This window comes from Paenibacillus donghaensis (assembly GCF_002192415.1).
GTDB classification, from domain to species: domain Bacteria; phylum Bacillota; class Bacilli; order Paenibacillales; family Paenibacillaceae; genus Paenibacillus_AQ; species Paenibacillus_AQ donghaensis.
Window position 1 is genome coordinate 2,607,918 of sequence record NZ_CP021780.1, and the last position, 15,751, is coordinate 2,623,668.

The 15,751-nt window shown below is 51.1% G+C and carries 11 protein-coding genes and 1 pseudogene; 11 read left to right on the forward strand and 1 reads right to left on the reverse strand.

Going from position 1 to position 15,751, the window contains the following annotated elements; genetic code table 11:
• Positions 1 to 3 precede the first annotated feature (3 nt).
• From B9T62_RS11415 to B9T62_RS11435, 5 genes are read left to right on the forward strand one after another with little or no spacing between them, the layout of a single operon-like run.
• Positions 4 to 846, forward strand: coding sequence for an ABC transporter permease (locus B9T62_RS11415; protein WP_281257767.1), 843 nt, complete (start codon positions 4 to 6; stop codon positions 844 to 846).
• Positions 843 to 1,610 carry an ABC transporter ATP-binding protein gene (locus B9T62_RS11420; protein WP_087915371.1) on the forward strand — a complete coding sequence of 256 codons (768 nt, stop codon included), beginning with the start codon at positions 843 to 845 and terminating at the stop codon, positions 1,608 to 1,610. Before B9T62_RS11415 ends, B9T62_RS11420 begins: the two co-directional genes overlap by 4 nt.
• The gene (locus B9T62_RS11425; protein ID WP_087915372.1) at positions 1,601 to 2,386 is read left to right on the forward strand and encodes an ABC transporter ATP-binding protein; all 786 of its coding nucleotides are present in this window, start codon (positions 1,601 to 1,603) and stop codon (positions 2,384 to 2,386) included. Before B9T62_RS11420 ends, B9T62_RS11425 begins: the two co-directional genes overlap by 10 nt.
• On the forward strand, positions 2,370 to 3,428 hold the full coding sequence (locus B9T62_RS11430) for an aminotransferase class V-fold PLP-dependent enzyme (protein ID WP_157685574.1): 1,059 nt from the start codon (positions 2,370 to 2,372) through the stop codon (positions 3,426 to 3,428). Before B9T62_RS11425 ends, B9T62_RS11430 begins: the two co-directional genes overlap by 17 nt.
• A gap of 2 nt (positions 3,429 to 3,430) precedes the next feature.
• Positions 3,431 to 4,585 carry an amidohydrolase family protein gene (locus B9T62_RS11435; protein ID WP_087915373.1) on the forward strand — a complete coding sequence of 385 codons (1,155 nt, stop codon included), beginning with the start codon at positions 3,431 to 3,433 and terminating at the stop codon, positions 4,583 to 4,585.
• 144 nt (positions 4,586 to 4,729) lie between these two features.
• Here the strand turns inward: B9T62_RS11435 and B9T62_RS11440 are convergent, their stop codons facing one another.
• On the reverse strand, positions 4,730 to 8,290 hold the full coding sequence (locus B9T62_RS11440; RefSeq protein ID WP_087915374.1) for an alpha-amylase family glycosyl hydrolase: 3,561 nt from the start codon (positions 8,288 to 8,290) through the stop codon (positions 4,730 to 4,732).
• Positions 8,291 to 8,700: 410 nt separating this feature from the next.
• On the opposite strand from B9T62_RS11440, the gene B9T62_RS41750 reads away from it, so the two are divergent.
• The 6 genes and pseudogenes from B9T62_RS41750 to B9T62_RS11470 all read left to right on the forward strand — a co-directional run bounded on the left by B9T62_RS41750 (position 8,701) and on the right by B9T62_RS11470 (position 15,734).
• A complete protein-coding gene (locus B9T62_RS41750) occupies positions 8,701 to 8,976 on the forward strand; it encodes a type II toxin-antitoxin system RelE/ParE family toxin (RefSeq protein WP_087915375.1) in 276 nt (91 codons plus the stop codon).
• A 1,275-nt stretch (positions 8,977 to 10,251) separates the two neighbouring features.
• On the forward strand, positions 10,252 to 10,998 hold the full coding sequence (locus tag B9T62_RS11450; protein ID WP_087915376.1) for a FadR/GntR family transcriptional regulator: 747 nt from the start codon (positions 10,252 to 10,254) through the stop codon (positions 10,996 to 10,998).
• Positions 10,995 to 12,179: a M20 metallopeptidase family protein gene (locus B9T62_RS11455; protein WP_087915377.1), complete on the forward strand. Its 1,185-nt coding sequence runs from the start codon at positions 10,995 to 10,997 to the stop codon at positions 12,177 to 12,179. The genes B9T62_RS11450 and B9T62_RS11455 overlap by 4 nt, the downstream gene beginning before the upstream one ends.
• 23 nt (positions 12,180 to 12,202) lie before the next feature.
• Entirely contained in the window at positions 12,203 to 13,777 is a 1,575-nt protein-coding gene (locus tag B9T62_RS11460; protein ID WP_087915378.1) for an ABC transporter substrate-binding protein, read from the forward strand.
• 93 nt (positions 13,778 to 13,870) lie between these two features.
• Entirely contained in the window at positions 13,871 to 14,788 is a 918-nt protein-coding gene (locus B9T62_RS11465) for an ABC transporter permease (protein ID WP_087915379.1), read from the forward strand.
• 17 nt (positions 14,789 to 14,805) lie between these two features.
• A pseudogene (locus tag B9T62_RS11470) lies at positions 14,806 to 15,734 on the forward strand (ABC transporter permease).
• Positions 15,735 to 15,751: the final 17 nt, after the last annotated feature.

The following is a 15,751-nucleotide window of genomic DNA, read 5'->3' on the forward strand; positions in this document are numbered from 1 at the left end:
CCTATGTTGCTTGAGGACGGCAGGAACACAAGTGTTCTCCATCGAATAAGGAATACGCCTTCCCTTCTGGTGGGGAGCATTATGTTTGCAGTGCTTATTATCTTGGCTGTATTCATCCCTTTTATTAGTCCTTACGACCCTTCAGAGCAGAATTTGAGCGCCTTTTTGCAACCCCCGTCTGCCGAACATTGGCTGGGGACGGATCAATTGGGACGTGATTTGTTTACGAGACTGATTTATGCTGCGCGAACCGATTTGAGTATCATGGTGCTGGCGGAAATTGTTCCATTCTGCACCGGTGTATTTCTGGGAATGCTTGCGGGGTATTACGGGAAATGGGTCGATAAGGTCATTACACTGCTGACGGATACGTTTATCGCTTTTCCTTTTTATCTGATCGTGATTATCGTGGCTTTTGCCAGCGGAGCAGGTGAACGGGGCATTTATATCACATTTATGCTTGTAGGCTGGATTGTGTTTGCCCGTGTAGTCAGAGGTCTTAGCGCATCGTTTCGCGAGCAGGAATGGGTAGCGTCCGCTCAGACCTTAGGGCTGCCTGGAGTGAAAATTATCCTTCGTCATCTCCTGCCCAATATACTGCCTCAAGCGGTTGTGGTTCTTATGACGGATATGGTCGGACTTCTTGTGGCCATTGTTACACTCGGTTATCTTGGCATCGGCATTGCACCGCCAACCCCGGACTGGGGGACCATGATTTCGGATGGACAATCCTTCATAACTACAGCTTGGTGGCTCTCGGCGGTTCCGGGATTCGCAGTGGTATACACGGGAATTGCGTTGTCTCTTGTAGGAGATGGGTTGGCAGACTTATGGAGGAAAAAATGATTTCTACAAGCCCGATTTTGGAAATAAAAGGATTATCACTGGCAACCAAATCAAATAAAAAATTAGTAAACAATGTTAGCTTTTCGCTGGGCAAAGGGGAGAGTCTGGGATTAGTAGGCGAATCGGGTTCAGGAAAATCGCTTACGCTGCGTTCGATTCTGGGATTACTTCCACGTGGTGTTGAACAGACAGGTGGAGTCATTAAGAGTGACGTAAGCAGCGCTATGGTATTTCAAGACCCGAGAGGTGCGCTGGACCCGCTCTGTCCGGTGGTCAAGCAGCTTGCAGAAGTTGTATATTATAGACAAAAAGTAAGCCGGAAAGCTTCGCGCATAGTGGCGCTGGAATTGCTCGAAATGCTTGGACTTCCTGATTCTTTAAAGAAAACGGACCGCTATCCGAGCCAGCTATCGGGTGGTCAGTGTCAACGGGTAGTCATCGCCTTGGCACTGGCATGCAAGCCGGGAATTCTTCTCTGTGATGAGCCGACAACAGCGCTGGATGTTACCGTTCAGCGGCAAATTATCGAAACGATCACCCGTCTACAGAATGAACTGGGCTTTGCCATGGTATTTGTTACCCATAATCTTGCGATTGCAGCCGCCCTGTGCTCTGAACTGTGTGTGATGAAAGAGGGCCAGATTGTTGAGCATGGCAATACCCTTAGCATTCTGCAGAACCCGCACAATCCTTACACACAGATGTTGATTAACTCGGTGCTTCCTTTGCCGGAGCTTGAAGGGAGCGGACAACCATGGAGTTAGCCTTGCAAGTTAACAATCTGACGGTTCATTATGGCGGGTTTACTGCACTGGATCGTATTAATCTGAATCTACAACAGCATACCACCCTTGGCCTTGTTGGAGAGTCCGGCTCGGGCAAATCCACGCTGGCGCGGGTCATTGCCGGGTTGATCACCCCTGATGAGGGGCAGATTCTGCTGGGAGCACAAGCATTAAACAAGAAGAGAAGCCGTGAGCAGCGCAAGATGATTCAGATGATCTTTCAAAATCCGGATGCATCGCTGAATCCCAAGCATTCCATCAGGCAGATTCTTTCTGAAGCGCTTCTGTTTCACAAAATTGTCGGCAGCACGGAGGTCGAGAAGAGATGTAAAGAGCTTTTGAGCCGTGTTCACATGGAAGCCAAAGCATTGGACAGGTATCCTCACGAATTCTCCGGCGGTCAGCGCCAGCGGATAGCGATTGCACGCGCATTAAGTGTTGAGCCGAGTCTTCTGATTGCGGATGAACCGACCAGCGCCTTGGATGTATCCGTACAGCGGAGTGTGCTCGAACTGTTTAACACGCTCAAAGCAGAGCTTAATCTTACCATGCTGTTCATCTCCCATGATCTGGGGGTAATTCATGCAATCAGCGATACGGTAGCAGTCATGCGGCAGGGAAAGCTGGTTGAGATCAGCTCCAAGGATCAATTCTTCACCCGCCCTGAAACGGAATACAGCCGTGAGTTATTGTCCGCAGTCCCGAAAATGCCGAAGTCAATTCTATCAGGAGGTTTATATGAGCCGAGAACATAAAGGATTTATACCGCTTTCCCTGTCTGAGTTCGATACCCTTACACGTTTACTCTCAAGGCTCTTGAGTACTGGGCATTCCCCAGTCATCATTCCCGGTGAGGCGATCCTGGGAATTGAGGCGGTGGCAGCGGGGATATCTGCGCCTGGCCGTACGATTTTAAATATAGTCACAGGCCCTTATGGAAGTTTATTTGGACAATGGCTTGAACGCGGCGGGGCGACGGTTGTTGAAGTTAAGGTCCCTTTTGATGAAGTGGTTACTGTCGAGGAGGTCGCTGCGGCGATTGAAAGGTTTAAACCGTGTGCGCTTTCCTTTGTTCAGGCTGAAGTGGTTACAGGCGGATCGAATCCGGCCAAAGAAATAATAAAGCTTGCGCAGGGTGCTAACCTCGTTACGGTGACAGACTCCGTTTCGGCGGTTGGGGGAGAGGCCCTGCCGGTTGATGAATGGGGAGTAGATTTCGTAGCTGTAGGCGCCCAGAAAGCCTTGGCTGGGCCTAACGGCGTCAGCGCCGTAAGCATTTCACCGCGCGGCTGGGAATTCCTCGAAACCAATGAGAATGCTCCGCGCAATTCCATTCTGTCCTTGCTGGATCTTAAACCGTCACAGAATGGGACAACGCCGGTACGTGTATCGCCCAACATTCCAACGCTGGAGGCCAGAGCGCTGATCTCAGCATTGACAGCAATCGAGGAAGAAGGATTGGAACAGGTAATTAAGCGCCATGAATCTGCTGCAGCCTCTGCCATTGCCGGCATCAAAGCCTTGGGTCTGGAGCCTTGGCAGAAGGATAGTAAACACTATTCTACGCTGACTACGACGGTTCGGATTTCCGGGGAGCCGAACTTGCGTATCGGTCAGCCTATCGGTATCGTGGCTCCCGGAGACGGAGAACTATTCGGCCAGCTTCTGCGGATTAACCATTTTGGAGCGAATGCTTGCCGGCGAAGTGTGGAAGAAGCCATTACAACGCTTGCTGGGCTGTTGAATCAGGACCCTGATCATGCATTGAAGGCTATCCAGTTGGTTTGGGGGGAATGAACATGATCAACAAACATCCTGAGGAGCATGTCTTCAATTCTATTTTTATAGCAGGTATTGACGGGAAACGCTTTGAACTTTCGATTAAGGCTGGCCGGTTCTCATCTATAGTTGAAGCGGAGCCGCATAATGATCAGCCCGCTCATCCAGGCCAGGATTTATGGATAAGTCCGGGGGTTATTGATCTTCATACGCATCTGGCTTGGACGGACTTTGACCATGCGGACCAATTGAAACGCAGCAGCCATGAGCTAGAAGTCATGCAGGCTGGGGCGTTCGAAGCTACGCTTCGGACGGGTGTAACGACGGCGCGCGATGCAGGCGGGATTCTGCCAAGCACAGTGCAGCATCTCGTGCAGCACTATGGGCAGCCTTTAAGGGTACAGACCAGCAGCGATATGCTTGGAGCAGCGGATGCCCGCGGGATTAAGCATTTGGAAGGGCGGATGGCAGAAATTTTTGATACAGGGGCTGGCTGGATCAAGATTATGGCAACAGGCGGCCTTGGAGCACCTACTGAAAAAGTGCTTGAACCGATTTTTTCAGAGGAAGAATTCTCTTTCATTGTCAGCCATGCGCATGCTCATCATAAAAAAGTTCTGGTTCATACCTGGGGCGGAGTGACGGTAGACTGGTCTATCGATGCGGGAGTGAGATCCATTGAGCATGGCATGTTTCTGACCGGGGATCAGGCGGGCAGACTTGCACAATCCGCAACGGCCTTTGTGCCTACAACCTCGATTTATCGGATTGCCGCAGATCCAAAAGGCGTACTGGCATTGAACCCGATCATTTGCGACCGGGCCACCCGCGCTGCAGAAGCCCACTCTAGAGCGATTGGCTATGCCCAGAGAGAAGGGGTCCGCATTGGATTCGGTACGGATTATGCAACCCCGGCACTTCATGGGTACAACCTTCAAGAGCTGGATACGCTGATGGAATACGGCTTGACCCGAACTGAAGCGTGGCACGCTGCCACGAAAAGCGCTGCTGAGATACTGGGAAGCGGCTACGAATTGGGGCAGATTGCAGAAGGGTATATTGCAGATGCTATTATTTTCGATGCCGATCCGTATCAGGCGTCAAATGCGACCGAATTGCGGAAGAGTATCGTTTCTGTCATTACTGGGGCGCAGGAACAACACCAAGAAGCCTGAATGATGAAACTCCTCTACAGTACTTGTCTAACCACAAGTTCTGTAGAGGAGTTTTTGCTGCATGGCGGGGCGGCCGCTTACGACTTATCGCATCAGTGGAATACTGAACTGAGACTGCTTCGTTTTACTAAAACAGGCAGCAGTTTACTTCAGGTAGGTTCCCGTTTCTCCAATTCCGCCGCGGCCGTTTAATACATACACTCTTGCATTTCCTTTGCCGGAGCATGTCAGGGTGATCGTGCCGTTAGTAACGGTTTTGGAATCGCCGGTCACCGCATCCACGTAAGTTCCATTCGGAATTCCAGTAAAAGTCGCATTCCCCGAAATTGTAACCAATGCAAAGCTGTCAATGCCTTTGGCGCTGTCGGTATATCTTCTCTTAAACGCCAGGTTGCCCGTTACATTCTCTGTAGAATACTGACCTTTCTGCAGAGCAGGAACTGCTCTTCTGATTAAATTGAGCTGTCTGATATGTTTGGCCAGAGGATAGTTGAGCGAATCCGCAAGTGTGCCGGTAGCATTGGTGTATCTGCCGTAATCTTGTACCGTAACACTGCCCTCAATGTGATCGCCATAGTAAGCACGGCCTGTTGTGCTAAGCGGTGCGTTTGGACCTACATCGATGACGGCCCCCTTTTGGAATTCGATTTCAGAACCATAGAAGATGGCGGGGATTCCCCGGAAAGTGAACATCAGAGCGAGATTCTCAGCCCAAGTATCCTGTGTACCCGCAAATCTCTGATTTTCCGGAGCCTGGTCAGGTGCATAGTCATGAGAGTCGATGTAGGTTACATTCCAGGTAGCATCGTTATAGTATTGGTCGCCGCTTCTCATACTGAATGCTTCCTGCGCTGTCTTGAATGCCCAATGCATTGGGAAATCAATCACATCCAGACCCGATTTCATCGAATAGTCAGGAGCATGATAGGTATTGCCGATTAAGTAAGCATTGTTCGAGGTTGGCTGTCCTGCTGTAGTAGAGTTGTCTGCCCACTCCTGTTCAACGGACGCTTTATTAGAAGCGTAATCATTTGTGACATCGCCTGGATACGATTTCGAAGATTTCCAAGTATAAAATGGCGTCGAAATTGCCGGAATCCCGCTGTTCCAAACATCTCTGTAGCGGGTGGCTACTTCACCAAAGATAAAGAAGTCTGAGCCGCCTCTTGTCTTCCAGGCAGGAACAAAGTATTTATTGAAAATATACCGGCTCACATGCTTCACTGTATCGACACGGAAAGCATCAACACCCATATCAATATATTGGTTATAGGTGTCAATCAGATATTGGTCAACTGCAGGATTTTCCGTGTTGAGGTCCACGCAGTCTCCTGCAATCTGTCCTGTTTGTACGGTATAAGATTCCCAGGAAAGACTTTTCTCTGTATGGTAAATGTTATTGTTCGTCTCAGCTGTCTTCATTAAGGCAAGTCTTGCCTGATATTGCTGGTCGGGTGTCATGGAATCATAGTTTGACGGCAGCTTATCCGTTATTTTGAGCATGTTGTTAACGGTGTCCGGCTTGGTCTCATCTTTCTTGAACATGGGGAACAAATTCTCTTCACCGAAATTACCGGTATGATTGACGACGATATCCTGAATAACCTTCAGCCCCTTGGCATGGGCCGCATGGATCAACTCCTGATAGGAAGCGCCTGCCGATTCATACCTTGGGTCTACTTTGGCAAAATTGATAGCGTGATAACCATGATAATCATAACCGCTCGCATTCTCCACAACAGGTGTAATCCAGATGGCGCTGAATCCGAGGGCTTTGATGTAATCAAGCTTTTGAATCAGCCCTTTGAAATCCCCTCTCCAAGCTGGGTCCGATTCCGGATTTCTCGCCTTGTTGTCATCCCATGCACGCACGTTGTTGCTCGGATCACCATCATAGAACCGGGAAGTGATCACGAAGTAGATGCTGTCTTCCCGGAAATCGCCCGACTTCCCGATGTTGTAGATAAAATTCTGTGTAGTTTGATTGCCGGCGCCGTCTATAACAAGAAATTTCAAAGTCGTAGTCTTGGAAATAAGAATGGACGGACCGGTTAAGCCAGCCATTGCATTGCCAGCGATATAGACTTTAGAGCTGGTAGATGGTTCCTTACCATCATCGGTGTAGTAGGCCGTAGTAGTTGCCGCCTTGTTATCTTTCAGTTTGAAGGATACGGTAACTGAGGACTCCGAATTCCCAGCAGGCAAATTCGCAGTGATTACCGGAGCTTGCAGATCGGCGTTCAGGTCAATCACATAAGCGAATGAGGCGACATCTCCCGCTTGACCAAGTAAGTTAACACCAAAGGCCTTGATGTTCAATGAGGAAGCTACCTGGATGGGCGAGGTATACAAGGTCGATGATGTCGTAGGTGTCGAGCCATCTGTCGTATAGTAAATTTTATCGTCGCTGTTGGTACTGGAAAGCCTCACCGTTTGGATTGAATCGTATGTTTTCGGCAGAGGGGAGACGGAAATTAGCGGAATTTTGGGCCTTTCCGGGTTGGCATCATACCACACGTTATCCGTATAATACCAGCCCTCTTTCACAGTTCGGGACAAGTCGGTCGTCTGTTTGCCGCTGCCGTCATTAAAGATGAGGCTTGCGCCAGTGGCTTCGGGAATGGTATAGCTGTACCAGTCGTTGCCGTCCGACTTCATCAGGATTCCCGGCCAGGCTCCGCTTATCGGAACGGTTGCAGGACTCAGACTCCAGTAATGAATTCGGAGCGCTGAGTTCCAGTTTGAGGGTTTCTTAACATGAACCGTTAACCCGGTTGGCGTCGAAGTAGGTGTTGCGGTAGCTGTAGGTGTTGCGGTAGCTGTAGGTGTTACGGTAGCTGTAGGTGTTACGGTAGCTGTAGGTGTTACGGTAGCTGTAGGTGTTGCGGTAGCTGTGGGTGTTGCGGTAGCTGTAGGTGTTGCGGTAGCTGTGGGTGTTGCGGTAGCTGTGGGTGTTGCCGATGCCGTTGGTGATGGAGTAGCTCCACCCGGTGAGACGGTCACATAGTCGATATTAATATTTCCGCTGTCAGTTGAGTCGTATTTGTAGGCAATGGTATTATTCCCCACCTGTAAGGAGAGTGTTTCTGTTTGGTCACCCCATGTATCCCAATTCGCCAACGTTGCCAATGTTGTCTGTTTTACATTTGTTCCATTGACGTAAATGGAGACCTTCTTGGCGCTGCCAGTCCCATTCGCATAGTGGAGAGTGGCATTATAATCAGCTTGACCGGAAGACTGAACGTTGAAAGTTGTAGTTGCTCCGGACGCTGTGTATCCATCAACAAAACCGGTTCCCGAATATCCAGTGTGATTCGTATTTACCTTTGCGCCTCCTGATAAGGCTGCGCTTTCGGCTTCGTATTTCCCGGCAACCGGAATAACGGCCGTCCAGTTTTTCCCGCCATTGCTATCCCAGTAATCCGTTGGAGCCGTAATGTGATAACAATATATTAATGTGGTGCCCTCTGGGACATCGATGTTCGCTGTAAACGTGGTCCCATTCTTGGACATGGCCGTGTCCGTAATATTTGTCCAGTTATTCGAGGACCAATGCAGTGTCACAGCAGTTGCTGTGGAATTTGTATAGGTGACCGTATAATTTGTGTTGCTGGCCGAAGCCCCGCCGGATAACCCGAGCAAGCTAAAGCATAGCGCAAAAATGATCACCCAAGAAACAAAACGCCTAGTTTTTTTCTGTACCAAGTTAACAACCTCCTAATCATTTTTGTAGAATTACAGCGTGCAAACGTTTGCGAAAAAAATAAAAAAAGAATAAATCTCCGATTATCTTGGATCCATTGATCACCCCCTCAGTATTTCATATAAAAATACACTTGTATGCGTTTACAATTGAGATCGGAGGGAATTCATCATTACCATATAGATCCATATCCAATGAATTTTCCCTTTTCATGATTATAGGCTGCAATCTTTTTTTGGTCAATGCATATTTTGGGCTATATTTCTAAATTTTTAGCTGTCTGATTACGTGAGTACAATCGTTTTCACACACTAGTTGGTTTAGCCAGGTAACTGGCGTCAGAATATAAAAAACACGCGTTTCATCAGCTTCGGCAGCAAATGATCGAGATGATAAGAAACGGAGAACTGTGATGCAGGTAGTCTGGACCAAACGTGCGGCTCAGAGCTTTTCCAAGATCGAAAGCATTCACTTCTCACCACAGGGAACAGCAGAGTATAAATTAAAGCAGTTCATGCGGATTGAAGAAAAGATTCTTCGGCCAGGAAAGTTGTTCCCGTCACGTAACTATAAGAACACTTACTATATTCGTCTTGACCGCTACATTGTTTCCTATGAGCCATCTGAGGATGGCTCATCCTACATAATAACGGCGTTTAAACATGGAAGACAGGATAGGTCATATTAGACCTCATCAAATAAGCCTCTCTTCCGCTATAGGAAGAGAGGCTTATTCTCACATTTCGTTACTGCTTAGGATTCAGCCAGGATTTAGAGTGTTGCCCTGGAACCTTCGGTGGAATTAGATGCGAAACTGGTTACTACTTAGGACCCTGCGACACTCCAAGCCCTTGAACTAGGTAACCTGCATTCTAGCGGACCGTATAGCCCCTATTTCCTCCTATCAGCGATCTTTTGACGTCTTACGGACCGTATAGCCCCTAAGTCGTCAAAACAGGCTCAAAAGCGAGGGTTTTCTGTGATATAGAGGCTCCTGGGTCCGTTAATCCTGCAAAACGGCCTATGTACAGCAAATAGAGGCTCCTGAGTCCGCAACCGTCTGAAATCGAAGCGAGGGTTACGAGCGAAGAGGGCTAGGGGACCTAAGTAGTAACCGTAACTGCAACTAATTTCAGCCGAAACGCCCATTATAAGGATAATAAGTGCAAATCTGCAACTAAATTCGAGTAGAGCAAGCTTATTACGCTCAAAATCCTAAATTAGGTGTGTTTTCGCAAAGGGGCAACCGCTGATTTTGGTTTTGAGCCGAAATTAAATGCACTTTTGCATCTAATTTCTCTGGAAGCACCCACATAGCCTTCTACATCAGAGAGAACTAAGTAATAACTAGAATTGCAGGCATATTGGGCAGCAGGTGACTATCATGGGCAGAGGAGCATGGCCGGGTAAGAACCTCTGAAGCTTAGGACCCTACGACATTCGAAGCACCTGAACTATAGGCAACCAACGGTGTTGGATCAGAAGGCGGCGAGTAACACAGAAGGAAAGGGAACCTAATCAGTAACCCTAAAACGCAGCAGAGGATCAAAGAACAGAGCCGTATGCGATGATTGCATGTACAGATATATGCAGATCTGTTGCAGGCCCGGCCCATGTCACTCGACATGGATTATTGCTGAAATATAAGAAATTATATGTTCTACACTATAATTCATCCTTCTATTTCTCGCAGAAACGGATGCCTGAAAGCGATACGTAGTATCGCTGCTTCGGAAGCATACGCTTCGCAGAGGACGGCGAAGCCGTTTCTTCTTATTGCCTGGAGATAAAGTCTGCCGTTAACAACACGGTACAGCTAGTTGAAAAACCGTCACCCATCCTAGGTACAGATTATAGGACGGGAAAATAAGAAAGAAAACAAAAAAACTATTGCATATATGTTTACTGGGGATTATATTTAATGGTATAAGGTCTAGACCATATATAGATCGGAGTGTATGAAATGTCGAGTGAATCCCATTTGCGGTTCGAGAAAGTGACCGCCAAGAAGGTGAGTGAGTTCATCCGGGAGCAGCTGGAGGAAGCGATTATTCTAAAAGAATTGCTCAGTGAAGAGCGGCTCCCCACCGAACGGGAATTGGCCGAAATCTTCAATGTCAGCCGGATTACCGTGCGCGAAGCACTCTCTGAGCTGGAGAGCAAAGGCTTGATCGAGAAGCGTGTGGGAGCGAAGGGCGGCACCTTCGTGCTGCCGGTTACAGCCAATTCCCACAAGCGCACACGGACAGAGATCAAGCGCGATTGGGAACTGATGCTGAAAGTGTTCGAATACCGGACGATCATCGAGCCGGAAGGCGCTTTTCTCGCTGCTGAGCGGATCACCGCAGGCGAACTTGAGCTTCTTCGGAGCTATCTGGACAAGAGCATGGAGCCGGATTGCACACGGGAATGGTTCCGGGCGTTGGATGTGAAGTTTCACCTGACGATTGCGAAGGCATCGGGCAATCCGTATTATGAAGCAGCCGTCCGGCAGATCCGCACCAAGATTAACCCGGCGCTGGATCTGATGCCGTACGACGAAGAAATCCGGTCGCTGAATTATGGAATACATATGGAGATTCTTGCAGCGCTGCAATCACATGACCGGGAGTTGTCCCGGGACATGATGAGCCGCCATATCGGCAATTCGGCACATGCGATTTATGCCAGATTAATAGCTGTAGATGAGGAAGGGGACAGTCATTCATGAACATCAGCGGACTACTCGCAGCAGCACGGCCGCTCCAAGAGCAGCTGAGTGCATGGCGCAGAGATTTTCACCGTCATCCCGAGATCGGCTATGAGGAGGTGCGGACCTCGGCCATAGTAGCAGCTCACCTTAGATGTCTGGGGCTGGAAGTGACCACAGGTGTGGGACGTACCGGAGTAGTCGGACTCTTAAGAGGGGAGACACCAGGACCGACGATAGGCCTGCGGGCAGATATGGATGCTCTCCCGATTCAGGATCAGAAGAGCGTGCCGTATGCTTCGGAGGTGGCGGACAAGGCCCATTTATGCGGGCATGATGCGCATACCGCCATTCTGATGGGGGCGGCACAGCTGCTGGCAGGACTTGGACGGCCGAAGACAGGTAATATTAAATTTGTCTTTCAGCCGGCAGAAGAAGGACTGGCAGGAGCGCGCGAAATGATTAAGGATGGCGTACTGGAGAATCCCAAGGTAGATGCGATGGCCGGACTGCACATGTTCCCGGGTCTGGATACAGGGACCTTCGGCGTCTCCAAGGGAGTAGCGTTTGCTTCGGCGGACAGCCTGACCATCAAGATCCTCGGCAAGGGTGGACATGCCGCCCGCCCACAGGAAGGCGTGGATGCCATTGCGGTATCTGCCCAAGTGATCTCGGCGCTCCAGAATATCCCGAGCCGGATGATTGATCCGCTGGAGCCGGTCGTGATTACCATCGGCAAAATCAGCGGCGGCTACATGGGCGCAGCGCTGGCCCCGGAAGTTGAGATGATAGGTACGGTACGCACCTTGTCCGCAGGCGTCCGTTCCCAAATGCCGGCCCTTATTGAGCGGGTGGTCTCCGGCGTATGCAGTTCCTTCGGAGCAGGTTATGAACTGAGCTATGGCACAGGCTATCCGATCGTGCTGAACGATGAGGCCATGGTGGACCTGATGACACAGACCAGTGAGCAGCTGCTGGGCGGAAAGGTATGGAATGACATTAAGCCGTCCACGGGCGGCGAAGACTTTGCTTTTTACTGCGAACAGGTTCCGGGGGTATTCTTTCGACTGGGATCCGGGAGTGCTGACGAGAGTACCCGTTATCCGCTGCACCATCCGAAGTTTGATCTGGATGAAACGACGCTCCCTTACGGGGTCGCGATGTTGTCGGCGCTGGCTTTGAATTTTGTGAACCGAGCATAGAACAGATATAAGGAGTGGAAGAGATGACAAAGCGTAAATGGACTACAGGCTTATTAACGTTTCTGGTAGCGGCAGTGGTGTTGTCCGGCTGTGGAGGCAATAACGTAAGTAGCGGGAATGCGGCAGAGAGCCCGGCGCCCGCAAGCGGCAATACGGCAGATTCCGGCAGCAAAGTGCTGACGATTGCCAATACCACGGATATTGAGAGCTTTGATCCGCACAACAACAACAATACGGTCAGCGAATCGGTGCTGGTCAATGTGTTCGACTACCTGCTGAAGAATGACAGCGAGCAGAAGAAGGTGCCTGGACTTGCGACTTCGTGGGAACAGGTGGATGACAAGACCTGGCGCTTCCACTTGCGTGAAGGCGTAACTTTTCATAACGGAGATCCGTTTACTGCAGCAGATGTGAAATACACGATTGAACGTGTAGCCAAGGACAGTGCGCTCAAGCAGAGCTCTTATTTCAAAAACATTGTGGAGGTCAAAGTGGTCGATGAGCTTACCGCCGATGTTATTACCGACGGGCCGGACCCGCTGCTCTTGAACCGCTTGTCCAAGATGGGAGCGGGCATCCTGCCTTCCAAGTATATTGAAGCGAACGGTATCGATGCTTTTTTGAAGCAGCCGGTCGGTACCGGACCTTACAAATTCAGCAAATGGACCAAGGATGACCGTGTTGAGCTGGTGAAGAACGAGAATTACTATGAGGGAGCGCCGAAATGGGATGAAGTGGTCTTCCGCGCCATTCCTGAAGCTTCCACCCGTGTATCTGAACTGTTGGCCGGCGGCATCGACATTGCTGCCGGAATTCCCTCCACCGATGTAGCACGCGTGGAAGATACCGATCATAAACAAATTGTCAAAGCGCCAATCCAGCGTGTACTGCAACTGATCCTGCGTCAGACGGAAGGCAGTCCGACCGCCGATCCCAAAGTCAGAGAAGCGATTGATCTGGCGATCGACAAGCAAGGCATTGTGGACAGCATTGCCGGCGGTGCCGGTATTGTCACCCGCACCTCGGTAACTCCGGGCAACTTCGGGGCCGATCCTTCTCTCTACAAGCAAAGTTTGTATGACCAGGTGAAAGCCAAAGAACTGCTTAAGGAAGCCGGTTATGCCGAAGGCAGTCCGGAACTGACGATCTCCGTATCGTCGCAGTACAAAGAGTATTCCGAAGTGGTAGCCGCCATGCTGGAACAGAATGGCTTCAAGGTCAATCTGGATGTGCTGGAGCCGAGTGCATTCAGCGAGCGTTACAGCTCGAAGTCTTTTAAAGAAATCTTCATGATAGGGATCGGCAACTCGCTGTTCGATGCTTCCAACAACTACAACCGTTATCTGGCGGAAGAAGCGAAGGGCGAGACGGATTACAATAATCCGGAAATCGAGAAGCTCTTGCAGCAAGCGCTGGTGAACATGGACCCGGCCTCGCGTGAAGAGGAATACAAGCAGGTGCAGCAGATTCTGGCGGATGACCGTCCGGCCGTGTACTTGTTCCAAATGGAAGGAATCTACGGGACCGATGCCCGTGTGACCTTCACACCAAGAAGCGACGAAATGTTCTATGCAGAGGAAATTACGCCTGCGAACTAGATAGTAGGGAAAAGAGCGGCTGGGACCTGGACTTCAGGTTCCGGCCGTCCTTTTCAGAAGTGATGCTTGGATGAGGCTGGAGGTGAATCAACTTTGCTAAAATATATCGTCAAATCCCTGCTGCAGGTCATCCCGACCTTGCTGATTGTCTCCCTGATCGTATTCGTGCTAGTCCGGGTTACGGGTGATCCCGTAGCGCTGATGCTGCCGGAGACGGCCACCGCCGCCGACCGGGCGGCATTGACTCAGGCGCTGGGGCTGGATCAGCCGCTCACGACCCAATATGTCAAATTCCTGGGCAGTGCGCTGCAAGGGGACTTCGGCAATTCGTTCCGCTACGGGGAATCGGCGCTGCCGCTGGTGCTGGAGCGGCTGCCGGCCAGCTTCGAGCTGGCCGCCTCCGCGATGCTGTTCGCTGTTCTGCTGGCGATTCCGCTCGGTGTGGCTTCTGCGGTGAAGCGCAATACGTTCACCGATCTGATCATTTCCGGGGTCTCCGTCATCGGCAAGGCGATGCCGAACTTCTGGATGGGCATCATGCTGATTCTGCTGTTCTCGGTGATTCTCGGCGTGCTGCCGGTATCGGGGCGCGGAGGATTTGCCCATCTGGTGCTGCCCGCCTTCACGCTGGGCGTGGGTCTGGCCGCACAGATGACCCGGCTGATCCGCTCAAGCATGCTGGACATTCTGAACCAGGACTACATCCGCACCGCGCGCAGCAAGGGCATCCGGGAGCTGCGGGTTGTGGGCAAGCATGCTTTTCGCAACGGGATGATTCCGGTGGTGACGATTATGAGCCTGCAGTTCACCAGCCTGATCGGCGGAGCGTTGATTACGGAGACGGTATTCGCCTGGCCGGGCCTCGGCCAGCTGCTGGTCGTTGCAGTGAACACGCATGACATGGCGATTGTGCAGGCGGCCGTCTTTGTGATTGCTTTTATCGTGGTGGTTACGAATATTCTGACCGATGTGGCGTACCGGCTGCTCGATCCGCGGATTAAATATGATTAAGAAGGGAGGAACGTGCTATGGCAGAGTCTACTCCGGGTGGGTCACTGGATACGGCCAGCGATGCGCAACTTGTGGCACATAAGCCGTCCGGATTCGGTCTGGGCTGGAACAGGCTGCTGCGCAGCAAGACCGGCACCTTCGGCGCTGTTCTGGTGCTGCTCGTCACACTGACAGCGCTGCTTGCACCGCTGCTGGCAGGGCAGGACCCCTCGGCGATTGACCCGCTGAGCCGGCTGAAGCCGCCGATGTGGCTGGACGGCGGTTCTGCCGCCCACTGGCTGGGCACGGATAATCTGGGCCGCGATATGTGGAGCCGGATCGTCTACGGTTCGCGCGTCTCGCTTATCGTCGGCATCGGGGCGGTGCTCGTCTCAGGGCTGATCGGCGCGGTGCTCGGGCTGTTGTCAGGCTTCTACGGCAAATGGGTGGATGCGGTGATTATGCGGGTCGCGGACTCTTTTATGGCGATTCCGACAATTCTGTTCATGCTCGTTGTACTCGCTGTGGTCGGTCCAGGACTGACTACGCTGATCTTCGTCATCGGGGTGACGAACTGGGTGTCCTACACCCGGGTCGTGCGCGGGAGGTGCTGAGCATCAAAGAGCGGGATTTCGTCAAAGCGGCCAGATCGGTGGGCGCGAAGAACGGGCGGATTGTGCTGAAGCATATCTTGCCCAACATCCTCTCTTCGTTCATTGTCCTCTCCGGGATGAATGTGGCGACGACGATTATTACGGAAGCTTCCCTCAGCTTCCTGGGGCTGGGCATCAAGCCTCCGGCGGTGTCCTGGGGGGGCATGCTCAGTGATGGAAGGCAATATATCGCGACCAGCTGGTGGGTAGCCACGTTTCCGGGGCTGGCAATTACGATTACGGTGCTTGGCGTGATTTTCCTGGGCGACTGGCTGCGGGACGTGCTGGACCCTCATATGAAGGAAAAAGGCTAAAGGAGACGGGAGGGAAA

What these genes read in the sequence shown, in the direction of transcription:
- B9T62_RS11450 (WP_087915376.1), top strand. Translation starts at nt 10,252, where the DNA reads ATGTCGAGTGAATCCCATTTGCGGTTCGAGAAAGTGACCGCCAAGAAG.
- B9T62_RS11420 (WP_087915371.1), top strand. Translation starts at nt 843, where the DNA reads ATGATTTCTACAAGCCCGATTTTGGAAATAAAAGGATTATCACTGGCA.
- B9T62_RS11455 (WP_087915377.1), top strand. Translation starts at nt 10,995, where the DNA reads ATGAACATCAGCGGACTACTCGCAGCAGCACGGCCGCTCCAAGAGCAG.
- B9T62_RS11435 (WP_087915373.1), top strand. Translation starts at nt 3,431, where the DNA reads ATGATCAACAAACATCCTGAGGAGCATGTCTTCAATTCTATTTTTATA.
- B9T62_RS11425 (WP_087915372.1), top strand. Translation starts at nt 1,601, where the DNA reads ATGGAGTTAGCCTTGCAAGTTAACAATCTGACGGTTCATTATGGCGGG.
- B9T62_RS11430 (WP_157685574.1), top strand. Translation starts at nt 2,370, where the DNA reads ATGAGCCGAGAACATAAAGGATTTATACCGCTTTCCCTGTCTGAGTTC.
- B9T62_RS11460 (WP_087915378.1), top strand. Translation starts at nt 12,203, where the DNA reads ATGACAAAGCGTAAATGGACTACAGGCTTATTAACGTTTCTGGTAGCG.
- B9T62_RS11415 (WP_281257767.1), top strand. Translation starts at nt 4, where the DNA reads ATGTTGCTTGAGGACGGCAGGAACACAAGTGTTCTCCATCGAATAAGG.
- B9T62_RS41750 (WP_087915375.1), top strand. Translation starts at nt 8,701, where the DNA reads ATGCAGGTAGTCTGGACCAAACGTGCGGCTCAGAGCTTTTCCAAGATC.